Consider the following 17,084-nt stretch of genomic DNA (forward strand, 5'->3'; position numbering starts at 1 on the left):
GGAACTGACATGGGTGTCAGCTTGAGCAAGGGCGGGAATGTCTCTCTTACGAAGGAAGCGCCGAACCTGACGGCGGTCTCCGTCGGACTGGGATGGGACATCCGCTCCACCACCGGTGCCGACTTCGACCTCGATGCCAGTGCCATCGCCACGGGCGAGTCCAAGAAGGTTCTCTCCGATCAGCACTTCGTGTTCTTCAACAACCTGCGCTCCCCTGAGGGCGCCATCGAGCACACCGGCGACAACACCACCGGCGAGGGCGAGGGCGACGACGAGGTCATCAACGTCGACCTCGCTGCCACGCCACCCACGATCACCAGCATCTTCTTCCCGGTGTCGATCTATGACGCCGATACCCGCTCGCAGTCGTTCGGGCAGGTCCGCAACGCCTACATCCGCGTCGTCGACCGCGCCAACGGCACCGAACTGGCCAGGTACGACCTCAGTGAGGATGCCTCCACCGAGACGGCCATGGTGTTCGGCGAGCTCTACCGCAACGGCGCCGAGTGGAAGTTCCGCGCCATCGGCCAGGGTTACGCCTCCGGACTGGCAGGCATCGCACGCGACTACGGCGTGAACGTCTGACCCGACGCCTCGACGAGGCATCACCCGTTTTCCCACTAGTAGATGAGGCAGTCACCCCTTGGTAATCCGCGTATTCGGGCTCTCGATCGTGATCACGATCGCGTCGCTCGCCGCCGCATTCTTCTACGGGGCGACGACGGGTAATGCCCTCGAGGCGTTGGTGCTCTGCGCCATCCTTGGCGTCCTGGAAGTATCGCTGTCCTTCGACAATGCGGTCATCAACGCCACCATCCTGGAACGGATGAGCGAGTTCTGGCAGAAGATCTTCCTCACCATCGGCATCCTCATCGCCGTCTTCGGCATGCGGCTGGTGTTCCCCCTGGCGATCGTCTGGGTCACTGCCGGGCTGGGGCCCGTCGCGGCGTTCGACCTCGCGCTCAATCCACCACCCGAGGGTTCGGGGCAGCCGAGCTACGAGGAACTGCTGACCAGTGCCCACCCGCAGATCGCGGCGTTCGGCGGGATGTTCCTGCTGATGCTGTTCCTCAACTACATCTTCGAGGATCGGGAGATCAAGTGGCTCACGTGGCTTGAGGCCCCGCTGGCCAAGCTCGGGAAACTCGACCAGCTGGCCGTCGTGGTCGCGGGCGTCGCCCTGGTGCTGGCGGCGGAGTTCCTCGCCCCCGAGGGTCAGTCCGAAACGGTGCTTCTCGCGGGCATTCTCGGTCTCATCACCTACATCACGGTCGACGGGCTCGGCTCGATGTTCCACCCGGAGGACCACACCGGCCCCTCGGAAGCCGTCAAGGCCACCGGTAAGGCCGGGTTCTTCCTGTTCCTCTATCTGGAGGTGCTGGACGCGTCGTTCTCGTTCGACGGCGTGATCGGTGCGTTCGCGATCACCGCGGACCCGATCATCATCGCGCTCGGGCTCGGGTTCATCGGCGCGATGTTCGTTCGGTCCATCACCGTGTACCTGGTTCGGCGGGGAACTCTCGGCGAGTACGTCTACCTCGAACACGGTGCGCATTGGGCGATCGGCGCGCTGGCGTTCATCCTCCTCGTCTCGATCGGCGTCCACATCAACGAGATCATCACCGGTCTGGTCGGTGTCTTCCTGATCGGCGCGGCGTTCCTGTCGAGCGTGCGGCGCAATCGCCGAGAGGACGCCGAACCCGAGGAGTTGAAGTCGGCCGAGACCGCTGAGGCCGCCGAGGCCTGACCGCCTGCCCCGGCGTCCTGGTCACGACTCCGGTACCTCGCGCTCGATCTCGTCGAGCCACACCCTCGCCGACATGTCCGACGGTGCGCGCCAATCGCCTCGGGGCGACAACGCTCCACCCGAGGACACCTTCGGTCCATTCGGCAGGGCGGACCGCTTGAACTGGCTGAACGAGTAGAAACGCTGCACGAACACCTGCAGCCAATGCCGAATCTCCTTCAACGAGTAGGCGGGTCGCTTGTCCAGCGGGTACCCGGTCGGCCACTGACCGTCCTCCGCGTCATGCCAGGCATGCCATGCCAGGAACGCGACCTTCGACGGACGGTAGCCGTGCCGAAGCACGTGATACAACGAGAAGTCCTGCAGCACATAGGGCCCCACCTTGGCCTCGCTGCTCTGGATCTGCTCATCCTCTCCCGTGGGCACCAGTTCCGGAGTGATCTCGGTGTCCAACACCGACCGCAGCACCGTGTTGACGTCATCAGCGAACTGTCCAGACGAGATGACCCACCTGATCAGGTGCTGGATCAACGTCTTCGGCACGCCGCCGTTGACGTTGTAGTGCGACATCTGGTCGCCGACGCCGTACGTCGACCACCCCAGCGCCAGCTCCGAGAGGTCGCCGGTGCCGAGCACGATGCCGCCTCGTTGATTGGCCAGCCGGAACAGATAGTCGGTCCGCAGCCCCGCCTGCACGTTCTCGAAGGTGATGTCGTACACCTTCTCGCCGCGGGAGAACGGGTGGTCCATCTCCGAGAGCATCAGCGCAGCGGTGTCGCGAATGTCGATCTCCGCGAACGTCACGCCGAGCGCCTTGCCAAGGGCGATCGCGTTGCCCTTCGTGCGATCACCGGTCGCGAAGCCGGGCAGGGTGAAAGCCAGGATGTCACTGCGTGGCCGCTGCTCCCTGTCCATCGCGCGGGCGGCCACGATCAGCGCGTGGGTCGAGTCGAGACCACCCGACACCCCGATCACGACCTTGGGAAAGTTCAAGGCGCGCAACCGCTGCTCGAGACCGGAGACCTGAATGTTGTAGGCCTCGTAGCAATCCCGTTGCAGCCGTTCCGGATCCGACGGTACGAACGGAAGCCGCTCGATCGCCCGCCGCAGACCGATGTCACCCTCGGGTGGCTCGACGGTGAACTCGACGCGACGAAAGGCGTCGGCGCCGATGGCGTGATGGCGCCGGTTGTCGTCGAAGGTGCCCATGCGCAGCCGCTCGGCACGCAACAGCTCGGTGTCGACGTCGGCCACCGACATCCGTTCGCCCTTGGGGAACCGTTCGGACTCGGCGAGCAGGACGCCGTTCTCGTAGATCATCGTCTGGCCGTCCCAGGCCAGATCGGTGGTGGACTCGCCCTCGCCGGCGGCGGCGTAGACGTAGGCCGCCAGGCAGCGTGAGGACGCGGACTGCGCCAGCAGTTTGCGATCGTCGGCCCTTCCGATGGTGATGGGGCTGCCGGAGAGGTTGGCCAGTACCGTGGCGCCCGCGAGTGCGGCCTCCGCGCTCGGGGGTATCGGCACCCACATGTCCTCGCAGATCTCCACGTGCAGGACGAAACCAGGCAGATCGGTCGCGGTGAACAGCAGATCTGGGCCGAAGGGCACCTCGCTTCCGCCGAGCAGGATGACGCCGCCCTGGTCGTCGCCGGGCGCGATCTGGCGGCGCTCGTAGAACTCCCGGTAGGTCGGCAGATACGACTTCGGTACCACCCCGAGTACGTCACCACGGTGAATGACGACGGCGGTGTTGTAGATGCGGTTTCGGTGGCGCAGCGGTGCGCCGACGACCAGCACCGGCAGAAGTTCCATGGATGCCGCCACGATCTGGTCGATCGCCTCCTCGACCGCGTCGAGCAGCGCCCCCTGCAACAGGATGTCCTCGAGCGAGTAGCCGCACAGCGTCAGCTCCGGAAAGACGGCGAGGGCGACCCCGTCGTCGTGGCACTCCACGGCCATCCTCAGCACCGATCGGGCGTTCGCCAACGGATCGGCCAGCGTCGTGTGATGGGTGCACGCAGCCACCCGCACGAAATCGTGCCGATAGGCGGAGTAGAAGTCCACCAGCCGATTGTCGCAAAGTGCAGGGCGCACCCGCCTCGTGGATGGTCTCGACGACGTATCGGTCGGGGCAATGAGCCAGATTTCTGCGCATTGACAACATCGCCGTTGTGAATGTGGGCGCAACAGGTGTTTCCCTCCCGATGCGGGGTCGCCAATCATGGCCGGTAACCCCGAACCCGCCCGCCCCCGAAGGAGTCACACGTGACCTCAGCCGCGATCCAGAGCGCCGACGTCGACCTGTCCCGACGCGCTGCCAAGGTCGTACCCGGCGGGATGTACGGGCATCAGGCGATCAGGCACATGTCGGATTCCTACCCGCAGTTCTTCCTCACCGGCGACGGTGCACTGATCACCGACGTCGACGGCAACGAGTACGTCGACCTGATGTGCAGCTGGGGCCCCGTCGTGCTGGGACACCGAGACCCCGTCGTCAACGATGCGGTACGCGCTCAGATGGAGATGGGTGACTGTCTCGACGGGCCGGGGCCGGTCTTCGTCGAGCTGGCCGAGACCCTCGTCGACGCGATCAGCGACGCCGAGTGGATCCTGTTCGGCAAGAACGGAACCGATGCCACCACGGCGTGTTTGACGATTGCGCGGGCACACACGTCGAGGTCGGTGGTGCTGGTGGCTCGCGGGGTGTATCACGGTGCGGCACCGTGGTGCACGCCCGTGCCGAACGGAACGCTGGCGAGCGACCGGGCCGCGATGGGCTACTTCGACTACAACGACGCAGACGACTTCGACCGAGCCGTCCAGGCGGCAGGCGGTGACCTCGCCGCTGTGATGCTGACGCCGTTTCGCCACGTCGAGGGCGAGGATCAGGAACTCGTCGACGTCGAATTCGCTCGGCACGTCCGCAATCGTTGTGACCAACTCGACGCCTTGCTGATCGTGGACGACGTCCGGTGCGGGTTTCGCCTGGCCCATGGCGGCAGTTGGGAATCGATCGGGGTGCGTACCGACCTCAGCGCCTGGAGCAAGGCGATCGCGAATGGCTATCCCCTTGCGGCCGTGACGGGCTGCGAAGCCGTGCGTGACGCGGCGACAACGGTGTTCCTCACGGGTTCCTTCTGGATGAACTCGACGCCGATGGCCGCCGCGCTCGCGACGATCCGCCGCCTTCGCGACATCGACGGCTTGGCGCTGATGCAGCGGGCGGGCGCGCGGTTGCGCATGGGCATCCTCGCCCAGGCCGCCGCCAGTGGACTCACCATCGCCTACACCGGCCCCGACGTCATGCCGTACCTGACCTTCGCGGGAGACACCGACCGGCGTCGCATGACGTGTTTCGCCGAGGCTGCGCTGGCCTCCGGCGTCTACCTGCATCCCAAGCACAACTGGTTCATGTCCTGCGCAATGGACGACGCCGTCATCGACCGGGCGCTGCAGGGCACCGAGGTCGCGTTCGCCGCAGTGCGAAAGCATTTCGGTCCCAATTGATCCCGCTCCGCCGAAGCAAGGAGAACCCATGACGATCGACCGCCCCGCAGACGAGCGCAATGCAGCGCCACCTGACGTCGAGAACCCCAACGACGCGACGTTGGCGTCCTTCGGATACACCCAGGAGCTCAAGCGGACGCTGCGCTTCTTCTCGCTGTTCGCCATCTCCTTCTCGATCGTCTCCATCTCCACGGGAATCTTCCTGAACTACGGCTTCGCGATCAATCAGTTTGGTGGCGCATCGATTTGGACCTGGCCGATCGCCGCGGCAGGCCAGATCGTCATGGCGTTGCTGATCGCAGAGCTGAGCACCAAGATCCCGCTGGCGGGCTACGCCTACCAATGGGGCGCGCGCCTGGTCGGGTCCACCTATGGTTGGTACACCGGCTTCTTCGGTCTGCTGTACATGAGCATCACGGGTGGGGCGATCATCCTGTTGGGCGCCACGCCGCTGCTCTTCGAGGCACTCGGCGTCGACGCGTCCGACGGCGTGCTGCTCGGGGTGGCCATCGCCATCCTGCTCTTCACCGTCTTGATCAACATCGTCAGCGTGCAGTTGGCCGCGCGGGTCAACAACACCGCGGTGATCGCCGAGATCATCGGGACGGTGCTTCTGGCCGTCACCGTCATCGTCGCCTTCGGGATGTACGCCGGCGGCGACGGCGGGTCGGTCGCGAATCTGACCGACAGCACGGGGACCTCGGGATCGGGCATCGGCCACTTCGTGCTCGCGGGGCTGCTTGGCATCTACACGATGGTCGGCTTCGAACTGTCGGCGGACCTCACCGAGGAGGCGGTCGACTCGCAGAAGGCCGTCCCGCGGGGGGTGCTGATGGGGGTGATCGGTTCGGCGGTGCTCGGCATGCTGGCCCTGATCTGCTTCACCGTGGCCATGCCCGATCTGGGAGCCGCCCAGGCGTCGAGCGCGCCGATCGTGACGATCGCCGACTTCTACCTGCCGACTGCCGTGGTGAAGGCGTTCATCGTGGTGGTGGCGTTCTCCATGATCGCGCTCGTCATCGCCAACCAGGCCGCCCAGGCCCGGCTGATGTACTCGATGGGACGGGACAACATGTTGCCGTTCTCGCAGCACTTCCGACTGGTCAACGTGCGCACTCGCACGCCGATGCGCGCCCTCGTCGTGGGCGGTGTGGTGAGCGTCGGCTTCATGGTCTATGGCTTCCTGCAAACGGATTCGTTCACCACGCTGGTCGGCGCGACGTCCATCGCGCCGTATCTGGTCTACCTGCTGATCGTCGGGTCGTACATGCGGCGGCGGCCGACGCTGGCGGCCGCGCCCGGGGCGTTCAACCTGGGCCGATGGGGCGTGCCGCTGATGATCGTCGGCCTGCTGTGGATCGTCTCCGCCCTGTTGATCCTGACGATCCCCGCCGACTTCCACGGCGCGGTGAAGGTCGTGGCGGGCGCGACGGTCCTGGCGGTGCTCTGGCACGTGCTGGTGTTGAGGGGCCGCATCAAGCGGGGCGAGGCCGGTGTGGCGAAGTTTCAGGGTTCGACGGCGGGTGCGTGAATTCCACTCCGCGGAAGGGATTCTCGATGCCCTCGACGGTCGCGGCCTCACGGTCGCGGACCTCTTGGGCCACGCGGTTGAAGGCCAGCGCCAGCGGTGAGACCCGATCCCGTCGCCAGGCGATGGCCAGGGCCGACCCCGGTACGTCGACGATGGGGATGTACCGCACGCCCGAGTGCGGGATGTAGCGCATGATCGCGGCCGGGTTGACCGTGCAGGCGAGTCCGGCCGCGATCAGCTCGATCTCCTCGGTGTTGCTCGTCGTCGGCGTCAGCAGCGGCTCGGTGACTCCGGTGCGGAAGTCCTGCAGACTCCAGAACCGCCGATACTCCTCGTCGGACGAGCGACCCACCGCCAACGGAACGTCGAGGATGTCGGCCACGGAAACCGTGTCGCGCTGCGCGAGGGCGTGACGCACCGACACCGTCAGGACCCGCGGCTCCACGAACAGCGTGTGCGCGACGATGCTCGGATCGGCCAGCGGGGGGCGGATGATCGCGACGTCGGCCCAGTGCTCGGACAGGCCGGCGCTCTGATCCGGCAGCCCGAACTCCCGCATCTCGATCTCGACGTGGGGAAACTGTCGCGAGAATTCCTCGACGATGAAGGGCGTCAACTCCAGCGCCGCCCCGAGCCCGAACCCGATGCGCAGATGTCCGACCGCACCTGCGTCGTGCCGACGGGCCGCCTCGATGCCCGCGTCCAGGCTGGCCAGCGCCGACTGCACACCGACGAGAAAGGCCTCCCCCGCTGGCGTCAGCTCCACCGACCGGGTGGTCCTGAAGAACAGTTGGGCGCCGACCTCCTCCTCGAGATCGCGAATCTGACGCGACAGCGATTGCTGCGCGACGAACAGACGGGCCGCGGCACGGGTGAAGTGCCGCTCCTCGGCGACGACCGCGAAGTAACGGAGTTTCCGCACGGTGACGTCCATGCAGGGACGATAACTCGGGTGCCGCCGGTGTACATCCGCTCGCCGGTGCGGTACCGCGCCTACCCTTGATGGCATGGACGCACCCGGGCTCGTCAGGCTGCTGGACGGTCGGCGCGTCGCGGTACTCACCGGTGCCGGGTTGTCGACGGATTCCGGCATCCCCGACTACCGCGGTCCCGACTCGCCGCCGAGCAATCCCATGACCATCCGCCAGTTCACGTCGGACCCCGTGTTCCGGCAGCGCTACTGGGCCCGCAACCACGTCGGTTGGCGCCACATGCACGACACGCTGCCGAACGCCGGACACCGTGCGCTGGCCGAACTCGAGCGTGCGGGGGTCGTCACCGGGGTCATCACCCAGAACGTCGACCTGCTGCACACCAAGGCGGGCAGCCAGTCGGTGGTGAATCTGCACGGTACCTACGCCCAGGTGGTGTGCCTGAGCTGCGGCTTCACCATCACCCGCGACGAGCTGGCCGACCAGCTGGAGGCGCTCAACCCCGGCTTCCTCGAGCGGGCCGAGAAGGTCGGCGGCATCGCGGTGGCGCCGGACGCGGACGCAATGGTCGAGGAGACCTCCACGTTCCGCTACGTCGACTGCCCGCGCTGCGGCGGCATGCTCAAGCCCGACATCGTGTACTTCGGTGAGAGCGTCCCGAAAGCGAGAGTGGCGGAGGCCTATTCGCTCGTCGACGACGCCGACGCGCTTCTCGTCGCCGGGTCGTCGCTGACGGTGTTCTCCGGTCTGCGGTTCGTCCGACATGCGGCCGCGGCCACCAAGCCCGTCGCGATCATCAACCGTGGGCCGACCCGCGGCGACGCGCTGGCCACCGTGAAGCTCGACGCGGGTTGCTCTGAGCTGCTCGCCCTGCTCGCCGACGAGCTGTCGGCGTTCTCGGCCCGCTAGAAGGTGACGGGCATCGACCGCACGCCGTGGATGAAGTTGCCTGCGACGTAAGACGGTTCGCCCGCCTCGAGATTCGGCAGCTGCGCCAGCACCTCGCCGAACAAGGCCCGTAATTGCGCGCGGGCCACGTGCGCGCCGAGGCAGAAGTGCCTGCCACCACCGCCGAAGCCCAAGTGCGGGTTGGGCTTGCGGCTCAGGTCGAAGCGCTCGGGGGACTCGAACGCCGTGTCGTCGAAGTTGCCCGACGCGTAGAACATGACGACCTTCTCCCCCGCCGCGATGTCCTGTTCGCCGAGACGGCAATCGGTGGCGGCCGTGCGGCGGAACGTCATCACCGGGGTGGCCCAGCGGACGAACTCCTCGACGGCGCAGGAGATGCGGTCGTCGAAGTCGGCGGCCAGCCAGGCCCGCTGGTCACCGAAGTCGGTCAACGCCTTCATGGTGTGGCTGGCCGTCTGGCGCGTGGTGTCGTTGCCCGCCACGGCGAGCAGCACGAAGAACGCCGCGACCTCGGCGTCGGTCAGCCGGTCACCGTCCACCTCGGCGTGCACCAGCGCGCTGATCAAGTCGTCCCCGGGGTTGTGGCGTCGGTCGGCGGCCAGTGCGCCCGCCACCTGATGTAGGTACATCTGGCTGCCGACCAAGACCTCCAACGGGTTTCGACCCGCCAGGTACTCCGGGTCGCCCCACGACACCATCGCGTCCGCGGCGTCGGCCACCTGCGCGCGTTCGGACTCCGGGATGCCGACCATGTCCGACAGCGTGCGGATCGGGAGTTCCTTGGCGCAGTGGCCGACGAAGTCCGCGCCGCTGCCCGCCTCGCGTAGCTCGCCAACGACGTCCTTCGCGTTGGCCTTGATCGAGTCCTCGATGCGACGCACCTGTCGCGGCGTGAACGCGGCGTGGACCACCTTGCGAATCATGGTGTGCCGCGGCGCGTCCATCGCCAGGAAGGACTGTGACGCTTCGAGCAGTTCCTCGGGCGCGTTCTCGAACAGCACGCCCTTGCCGGACAGATACGTCTCGCTGTCCCGGCTGACCGCGACGATGTCGGCGTGCCGAGTCACCGCCCAATAGCCGAGGTCCGCGGGGTCGTGCATCAGCGCGTCCTCCACCGGCGGGTGCCAGCTGACGGGCCTGTTGCTCCGCAGCGCGGCGAACGACTTCTCGCGGTCGGCTGCGGTGGTGGACCAGAAGGCGCGCGACGACAGGTCGATCGGATCGTAGGGGCGCACCGAAGGCGATGTGAGCGGCGACACAGTCATGACTGGACGATAGGTCTAGACAGTGTGTCTAGTCAAGATGCGCACGTTGCGGCTACGCTCACTCCCATGCCGTCGGTGACCAGAAAGCCGCAGGCCAGGCGGCAGGAGCGGCGCGAGCAGATCGAACGCGGACTGCTCGACGCCACCGAACGCCTAATGGCCGGTGGTGTCAGCTACACCGAGCTCAGCGTCGACAAACTGGCCACCGAGGCAGGCATTTCCCGCGCCAGCTTCTACATCTTTTTCGAGGACAAGGGCGACCTCCTGGTGCGCCTCGCAGGCCAGGTCTTCGCCGATCTGGCCGACGCCGGGGAGCGCTGGTGGGGCGTGGCGCAGCGTCGTGATCCAGAAGACGCCAGGGCCGCGCTGAACGGCATCATCGCCGGCTACCGACGGCACCAGGCGCTGCTCGTCGCCCTCGGCGAGATGGCAGGCTACGACCCGCAGGTCGGCCACACCTACCGGCAGATCCTGAGCGCCATCTCAGCCCGGTTCGCCGCCGTCATCGAACGGGGCCAGGCCGACGGCTCGATCCGTCGGGAACTCTCGGCCACCACGGTCGCGAGCAGCATCACCTGGATGGTCGAACGCGCCTGCCAGCAGGAGCTGCCGGGCAGACCGGCATCACATGACTCCGAGTTGGCCGAAGCGCTGAGCCAGATCGCTTGGAGCGCACTGTATCTGGAAGCGCCCTAAACGGCGACCTTGACGGCCACCAGGTCGTCGGCGTGCACCGCGGGCCGACGCATGTCTGCAGGCAGGTCCGACGTGGAACGACCCACCATCGTCGCCAATTCCGTTGCGTCATAGGCAACTACGCCTCGTCCAACCACGGTGCCGTCCACGCCGCGCAGCTCGACGACGTCACCACCGTGAAATCGGCCCGACACCTCGGTGATGCCTGCGGGCAGTAGCGATCGACGCTGTCGCACCACGGCGCGCACGGCCCCGTCGTCGAGCATCAGCGCACCCGTGGACTCCGCGGCGTAGCGCACCCAGAACCGGCGCGCCGTCATGCGTTCGGAGCGCGGCGCGAACACCGTCCCCACCGAAGCATCGGCCAGCGCCGCGCCCGCATCGGCGGCCGCCGCCAGCAGCACCGGCACCCCGGCGTCAGCGGCGAGCAACGCCGAGGACAACTTCGATGCCATGCCCCCGGTCCCGAGCCTGCTCCCGCCGCCGGCCACCACGCCATCCAGATCATCCGGGGCAGCCACCTCACCGATGAACCGGGCGGGGTGCTCGGCGGTGGCCTTGCGCGGATCCCCGTCATACAGACCGTCGATGTCGGAGAGCAGCACCAACGCGTCCGCGCCGACGAGGTGCGCGACCAGCGCCGAGAGTCGATCGTTGTCGCCGAACCGGATCTCGTTGGTGGCGACGGTGTCGTTCTCGTTGACGATCGCGACGGCGTGCAACGCGCGCAACCGATCGAGCGTCCGCTGAGCGTTGGTGTGCTGCACGCGCATCGAGATGTCCTGGGCGGTGAGCAGCACCTGCCCGACCGTGCGGTCGTACCGGCCGAACGCCGCGCTCCAGGCGTTCACCAGCGCTACCTGCCCGACGCTCGCCGCGGCTTGTTTGGTGGCGAGATCAGTGGGACGTTTGGTCAGACCCAGCGGCTCGATGCCCGCCGCGATCGCGCCCGACGAGACGATGACGACGTCCGATCCCGCCTTCATCCGCGCCTCGATCGCATCGGCCAGCGAAGCCAGCCGACTCGCCTCGAACATGCCAGTGGACGTGGTCAGCGCGGTAGTGCCGATCTTCACGACGACGCTGCGCGCCGTGCGGATTGCCTCGCGGTGCGGGCTGGTCACGGCTACTCGTCGGTGGCGACGGGGTGCTCGCGACTTTCCCGTCGTTGCTTGCGGGCGATCTTGCGTTCGTCGGCCCTGACCCTGTCGTCCTGTTCCAGCCGCAGGTCGGTGCCACGGCCAGACATCGTGACGTCGACACCGGCAGGCGTCTGCGGCTCCCAATCGAAGGTCATGTTGCCAATGGTGACCGCGCACCCGGGCTTGGCGCCGAGCTTGAGCAACTCGTCTTCGACACCGAGGCGCGCAAGACGGTCGCCGAGGTAGCCGACGGCCTCGTCATTGGTGAAGTCGGTCTGGCCGATCCAGCGCTCGGGCCGGGTGCCGCGGACGACGAAGCCGCCGTCGGCGTCGGCGGTCACGGTGAAACCGCTCTCGTTGGTCGCGATCGGGCGGATCACCGGGCGCTTCGCCGCCACCACGGGCTGCGCGTCGCGGTACGCCTTGACCATGTCCCACAGCGCAAATGTCAACGGCCGCAATCCATCCCGACTCACCGTGGACACCTCGAACACGGGCCACCCGTAGCGGGTGGCTACCTCGTCACGGACGAAGTCGGCCAGTTCGCGGGCGTCGGGGACGTCGATCTTGTTGAGCACCACGGCACGCGGTCGCTCGGTGAGGTCGCCGAGCGTCGTATCACCCTGCAGCGTCGGGGTGTACGCGGCGAGCTCGGCCTCCAACGCGTCGATGTCGGAGAGGGGGTCTCGCCCCGGATCCATCGTCGCGCAATCCACCACGTGCACCAGGACGGCACATCGCTCGATGTGACGCAGGAAGTCCAGGCCGAGCCCGCGGCCCTCGGAGGCTCCAGGGATGAGGCCGGGCACGTCGGCGACGGTGAAGGTGTGCTCACCCGCGGACACCACGCCGAGGTTCGGCACCAGCGTCGTGAACGGATAGTCGGCGATCTTCGGCTTGGCCGCCGAGATCACCGACACCAGCGAGGACTTGCCCGCCGACGGGAAGCCGACGAGGCCGACGTCGGCCACGGTCTTGAGTTCCAGGGTGAGATCACGGGCCTGGCCCGGCTCGCCGAGAAGCGCGAACCCTGGAGCCTTGCGGGCCCGCGAAGCCAGCGACGCGTTGCCGAGTCCGCCGCGGCCCCCCGCGGCGGCCTCGAAGCGGGTGCCCGCACCGGTCAGGTCGGCCAGCAGCCTGCCGTCTTCGTCGAGCACGATCGTGCCGTCGGGCACCCTCAGGACGAGGTCGTCGCCGAAGGCGCCGTCCCGGTTGTTGCCCATGCCCTGCTTGCCGGACGGGGCGTCGACGTGCGGATGGAAGTGAAAGTCGAGAAGCGTGTGCACCTGCGGGTCGACGACCAGCACGATGCTGCCGCCTCGACCGCCGTTACCGCCGTCGGGGCCGCCGAGCGGCTTGAACTTCTCGCGGTGGACCGACGCGCAGCCCCTACCGCCGTTGCCTGCCTTGGCGTGGATGACCACGCGGTCGACGAACCGGGCCATCGGACTTCCCTTCCATGACGAAACCTACGTTTTGCTGAGCTTGCGCGAGAGCCGAGCTGCAAAACGTCGATCTCGACTTGGAGTTAGGCCTCCGGAGCCGCTCCGGTGGCGACATCGGACCCCACGCGTACGGTGCGGACGATGTTGACGGTCTTGCGGCCGCGCTTCTCACCGAACTGGACGGCGCCAGGAGCGGTGGCGAACAGGGTGTCGTCGCCGCCACGCCCGACGTTGATGCCGGGGTGGAAGTGGGTGCCGCGCTGGCGGACGATGATCTCGCCGGCCTTCACGACCTGACCACCGAACCGCTTGACGCCGAGGCGCTGTGAGTTGGAGTCGCGACCGTTGCGTGAGCTGGAAGCGCCCTTCTTGTGTGCCATGAGTTCGCTCCCTCTACTAGTTCTGGATGTTCTTCGCGCAGGCGCTCATCACGCGATGCCCGTGACCTTGACGACCGTCAGCTTCTGACGGTGGCCCTGGCGCTTGTGGTAACCGGTCTTGTTCTTGAACTTGTGGATGCGGATCTTGGGGCCCTTGGTGTGCTCCAGAACCTCGGCCGTCACCGCGACCTTCTCCAAATCCTTGGCAGCGGTGGTGACGTTCGCGCCATCGACGACGAGCGCCACGGGCAGCGAGACGGAATCGCCGGCCTCGAGCTCCAGCTTCTCGACCTTGACTATGTCTCCGACCGCGACCTTGTACTGCTTGCCGCCGGTCTTGACGATTGCGTAAGTCGCCATCGTGTGCGTCTTCCTCTGCTTCGCTTACGGGCGCGCGCCACCCGGGGGCTGCGTGCGCGGGTCTGGGGTGCGGGGGTCAAATGCCCCGCGTGTCACGGGCTCAGACGTTGCGGAGCCTTCAGACAACTGTGCAAGGTTACGTGACCAGCGGGTAAGGGGTCAAACCGCCTGCCGACGACGAGGCGACCATCACCCGACCGGGGGCCCGGCAGGCCGTGCAGCAGCCCGGCGACGTCGTGGCCGGCCTGCGGTGACGAGCGGTTCGTCATCAGCGTCCGAGTCCGTGTCGTCATCCGAGTCATCATCGTCATCGTCCGTGTCGTCGTCGTCGTCCGTGTCGTCGTCATCGTCCGTGTCGTCGTCATCATCATCGTCAGACTCGTCGTCGTCCTCGTCATCCGAATCGTCATCGTCGTCGGTGTCGATGACCTCGATGTCGTCGTCGTCCTCGTCGTCCTCGTCGTCGGAGTCATCCTCGGCCACGAGGTCGTCCTCGTCGTCGGCATCCTCGTCGTCGGCATCCTCGTCATCGGAATCCAAGTCGTCCTCCGACTCGTCGTCCTCCAAGGTCGCACTCACGACGGCGTCCTCGGAACCGTCACCGATGATGTCGTCGGCCTCGTCCGTGCCTTCGGTCACCGCAACGTCGGCAGAGCTGTCGTCGAGCTCGTCCTCGTCACCTTCTTCGCGACCCGTCGCCGCCGCCATCGCCTTGAACATCGGGTGCTCACCGGTATGCGACGGGATCTTGGCGACCTGAACCTCGTCGGCACGGCCGGTCTTCTTGCCCCGCTTGCTGCGGCGCCCCGCGCCCGGCTCGCTCTTGCGGCCCGCGGTCGAGGTGGAGTCGACGGGATCGCTGTGCAGCACGATGCCGCGCCCGGCGCAGTGGCTGCACGTGGTCGAGAAGGCCTCGATGAGTCCGGTGCCGAGTTTCTTGCGCGTGAGCTGAACCAGCCCGAGCGACGTCACCTCGGACACCTGGTGCCTGGTGCGATCCCGCGCCAGCGCCTCGGTGAGGCGGCGCAGCACCAGATCCCGGTTGGACTCCAGGACCATGTCGATGAAGTCGATGACGATGATGCCGCCGATGTCCCGCAAACGAAGTTGCCGGACGGTCTCCTCGGCGGCCTCCAGGTTGTTGCGCGTGACGGTCTGTTCGAGGTTTCCCCCCGAGCCGGTGAACTTGCCGGTGTTGACGTCGACGACGGTCATCGCCTCGGTGCGGTCGATGACGAGCGTGCCACCCGAGGGCAGCCACACCTTGCGGTCCATCGCCTTGGTCAGCTGCTCGTCGATGCGGTGCACGGCGAAGACGTCGGGCCCGTCCGGGGCGGACGGTTCGTACTTGGTCATGCGCGGAAGCAGCTCCGGCGCAACCGAAGTCACGTACTCACTGATGGTGGTCCAAGCCTCGTCGCCGGACACGATCAGGCCCGTGAAGTCCTCGTTGAACAGATCGCGGATCACCTTGACCAGGACGTCGGGCTCTTCGTAAAGGGGGATCGCGGCGCCTGCCGCCTTCGCGATGACTTCCGCGCCCTTTGCCTCGATCTGACTCCAGCGCTCCTGCAGCCGATTCACGTCGGTGCGGATGTCGTCTTCCTTGACGCCTTCGGACGCCGTCCGGATGATCACGCCCGCGTCGGCGGGCACCACCTCGCGCAGGATCTCCTTGAGGCGTTGCCGCTCGGTGTCGGGCAACTTGCGGCTGATACCCGTCGACGACGCCCCAGGCACGTACACCAGGTACCGGCCCGCCAGCGACACCTGTGTCGTCAGGCGGGCGCCCTTGTGTCCGACCGGGTCCTTGCTGACCTGGACGATGACGTAGTCACCGGGCTTAAGCGCCTGCTCGATCTTGCGGTTGGCTCCGCCGAGACCGGCGGCCTCCCAGTTGACCTCACCGGCGTACAGCACGCCGTTGCGCCCACGGCCGATGTCAACGAACGCCGCCTCCATCGACGGCAGGACGTTCTGCACGATGCCGAGATAGACGTTGCCGACCAGAGATGCCGACGCGGCGCTGGTGACGAAGTGCTCGACCACCACGCCGTCTTCGAGCACGGCGATCTGCGTGTAGCGGGCACCTTCGTGGGGCGGTTCGGTGCGGACCTTGTCGCGGATCACCATCATCCGCTGGACCGCCTCGCGGCGGGCGAGGAACTCGGCCTCGCTCAGGATGGGCGGACGGCGGCGGCCGGCGTCACGGCCGTCGCGACGGCGCTGCCGTTTGGCCTCCAGCCGGGTGGAGCCGGCGATGCCTTGAATCTCGTTGTTGTCCTTGGCGGGTTTCTCGCTGCGCGGCGGCCGCTCGTGCACCACGGTGTTCGGGGGATCATCCGGCGAACCGGCCTCGTCACCGTCGCCACCGCTGGACTTGCGGCGCCTGCGGCGACGACGGCGGCGGTTGGCCGCGCCATCACCGGTGGCGTTCTCGTCGTCGTCGTCGGTGCCGTCGTCGTCGTCGGACCCGTCATCGTCGCCGGCGCTCTCGGCGTCACCCTGGTCGGCCTTCTCGTCGAGGCCGTCACCGTCGTCGTCGGCGCTCTGCTCGCCACGGCCACGGCCACGGCCACGGCGACCCCTGCGGCGGCGACGGTTCGCTGGGCGGTCACCGTCAACGTCGTCGTCGGCGTCGGCGTCGCCTGAGACGTCGTCTTCGTCGTCGACGTCTTCTTCTTCGTCATCGTCGTCATCGGCCACCCTGGGGGCGACGAAGGCGACGGGTTGCGGCGCGACGAACAGCGGCATGTACGCGGCGGGCGCCGTGCTGGGTGGCAGCGGCTCCGGGACCGGGGGCGGTTCGGGGTCCACCTCAAGGGCCTGCGAGTCAAGGGCCTGCGAGGCCTCGACGAACGGGGACGAGAAGACGTCCGCAACGGGGTCCTGACTCAGCTGAGCTGGTAGGTCCTCCGGTCGGGTGTCTTCTGATAGGTCGAATGGTGCATCGTCGGCCACGTACTCTCCTCAAGCCCCCGGGCGCGTCGTGATGACGCGGCCACGCGAGGGCTTCCGCTATGGACCCGTGGAACTCTTCCCGGGCTTGTCATGGTCTCGCTCCGAGCAGCTCGTGAGAACTCTCAGTGCCTGGCTGAATGACGGCTGGACGGTAGGCGCCGCACTTGGAAATGCCCTAGGTGGTCGCGCTCGTCTAAGTCTTCATCCGG

14 protein-coding genes are annotated in these 17,084 nt (G+C 67.2%); 6 read left to right on the forward strand and 8 right to left on the reverse strand.

The features are described from left to right. Positions 1–9: 9 nt before the first annotated feature. Positions 10–585 (forward strand): TerD family protein, encoded by a 576-nt coding sequence (locus ABW137_RS05685; RefSeq protein ID WP_526397748.1) that lies wholly within the window; start codon positions 10–12, stop codon positions 583–585. Between the two features lie 58 nt (positions 586–643). Next, a complete protein-coding gene (locus tag ABW137_RS05690; RefSeq protein ID WP_526397750.1) occupies positions 644–1,747 on the forward strand; it encodes a DUF475 domain-containing protein in 1,104 nt (367 codons plus the stop codon). Between the two features lie 21 nt (positions 1,748–1,768). On the opposite strand, the gene ABW137_RS05695 is transcribed toward ABW137_RS05690, so the two are convergent. Further along, entirely contained in the window at positions 1,769–3,811 is a 2,043-nt protein-coding gene (locus ABW137_RS05695) for an NAD(+) synthase (protein WP_526397752.1), read from the reverse strand. Positions 3,812–4,012: 201 nt separating this feature from the next. Here ABW137_RS05695 and ABW137_RS05700 point away from each other — a divergent pair, with 201 nt between their 5' ends. Both ABW137_RS05700 and ABW137_RS05705 read left to right on the forward strand, forming a co-directional pair. After that, on the forward strand, positions 4,013–5,254 hold the full coding sequence (locus tag ABW137_RS05700) for an aminotransferase class III-fold pyridoxal phosphate-dependent enzyme (protein ID WP_526397754.1): 1,242 nt from the start codon (positions 4,013–4,015) through the stop codon (positions 5,252–5,254). A 28-nt stretch (positions 5,255–5,282) separates the two neighbouring features. Beyond that, complete coding sequence (locus tag ABW137_RS05705; protein ID WP_526397756.1) at positions 5,283–6,785, forward strand: amino acid permease; 1,503 nt, start codon at positions 5,283–5,285, stop codon at positions 6,783–6,785. Here ABW137_RS05705 and ABW137_RS05710 read toward each other — a convergent pair. Beyond that, positions 6,730–7,719 carry a LysR family transcriptional regulator gene (locus ABW137_RS05710; RefSeq protein WP_526397758.1) on the reverse strand — a complete coding sequence of 330 codons (990 nt, stop codon included), beginning with the start codon at positions 7,717–7,719 and terminating at the stop codon, positions 6,730–6,732. The two genes, ABW137_RS05705 and ABW137_RS05710, sit on opposite strands and share 56 nt — an antisense overlap. Positions 7,720–7,792: 73 nt before the next feature. Here ABW137_RS05710 and ABW137_RS05715 point away from each other — a divergent pair, with 73 nt between their 5' ends. Next, complete coding sequence (locus ABW137_RS05715; RefSeq protein ID WP_526397760.1) at positions 7,793–8,626, forward strand: SIR2 family NAD-dependent protein deacylase; 834 nt, start codon at positions 7,793–7,795, stop codon at positions 8,624–8,626. Here ABW137_RS05715 and ABW137_RS05720 read toward each other — a convergent pair. Continuing rightward, a complete protein-coding gene (locus ABW137_RS05720; protein ID WP_526397762.1) occupies positions 8,623–9,891 on the reverse strand; it encodes a cytochrome P450 in 1,269 nt (422 codons plus the stop codon). The two genes, ABW137_RS05715 and ABW137_RS05720, sit on opposite strands and share 4 nt — an antisense overlap. Positions 9,892–9,957: 66 nt before the next feature. Between ABW137_RS05720 and ABW137_RS05725 the strand changes: the two genes are divergently transcribed. Beyond that, positions 9,958–10,587 carry a TetR/AcrR family transcriptional regulator gene (locus ABW137_RS05725; protein ID WP_526397764.1) on the forward strand — a complete coding sequence of 210 codons (630 nt, stop codon included), beginning with the start codon at positions 9,958–9,960 and terminating at the stop codon, positions 10,585–10,587. Here ABW137_RS05725 and proB read toward each other — a convergent pair. From proB to ABW137_RS05750, 5 genes are all read right to left on the reverse strand, one after another. Further along, entirely contained in the window at positions 10,584–11,711 is a 1,128-nt protein-coding gene (gene proB, locus ABW137_RS05730; protein WP_526397766.1) for a glutamate 5-kinase, read from the reverse strand. The two genes, ABW137_RS05725 and proB, sit on opposite strands and share 4 nt — an antisense overlap. A gap of 2 nt (positions 11,712–11,713) precedes the next feature. Then, positions 11,714–13,174 (reverse strand): GTPase ObgE, encoded by a 1,461-nt coding sequence (obgE, locus tag ABW137_RS05735; RefSeq protein WP_526397768.1) that lies wholly within the window; start codon positions 13,172–13,174, stop codon positions 11,714–11,716. 83 nt (positions 13,175–13,257) lie between these two features. Further along, a complete protein-coding gene (gene rpmA / locus ABW137_RS05740; protein WP_526397770.1) occupies positions 13,258–13,554 on the reverse strand; it encodes a 50S ribosomal protein L27 in 297 nt (98 codons plus the stop codon). Positions 13,555–13,602: 48 nt separating this feature from the next. Beyond that, on the reverse strand, positions 13,603–13,914 hold the full coding sequence (rplU, locus tag ABW137_RS05745) for a 50S ribosomal protein L21 (protein ID WP_149482549.1): 312 nt from the start codon (positions 13,912–13,914) through the stop codon (positions 13,603–13,605). A gap of 189 nt (positions 13,915–14,103) precedes the next feature. After that, positions 14,104–16,875 carry an Rne/Rng family ribonuclease gene (locus ABW137_RS05750; protein WP_526397772.1) on the reverse strand — a complete coding sequence of 924 codons (2,772 nt, stop codon included), beginning with the start codon at positions 16,873–16,875 and terminating at the stop codon, positions 14,104–14,106. Positions 16,876–17,084: the final 209 nt, after the last annotated feature.

The organism is Mycobacterium sp., from assembly GCF_040509115.1.
Classification (GTDB): domain Bacteria; phylum Actinomycetota; class Actinomycetes; order Mycobacteriales; family Mycobacteriaceae; genus Mycobacterium.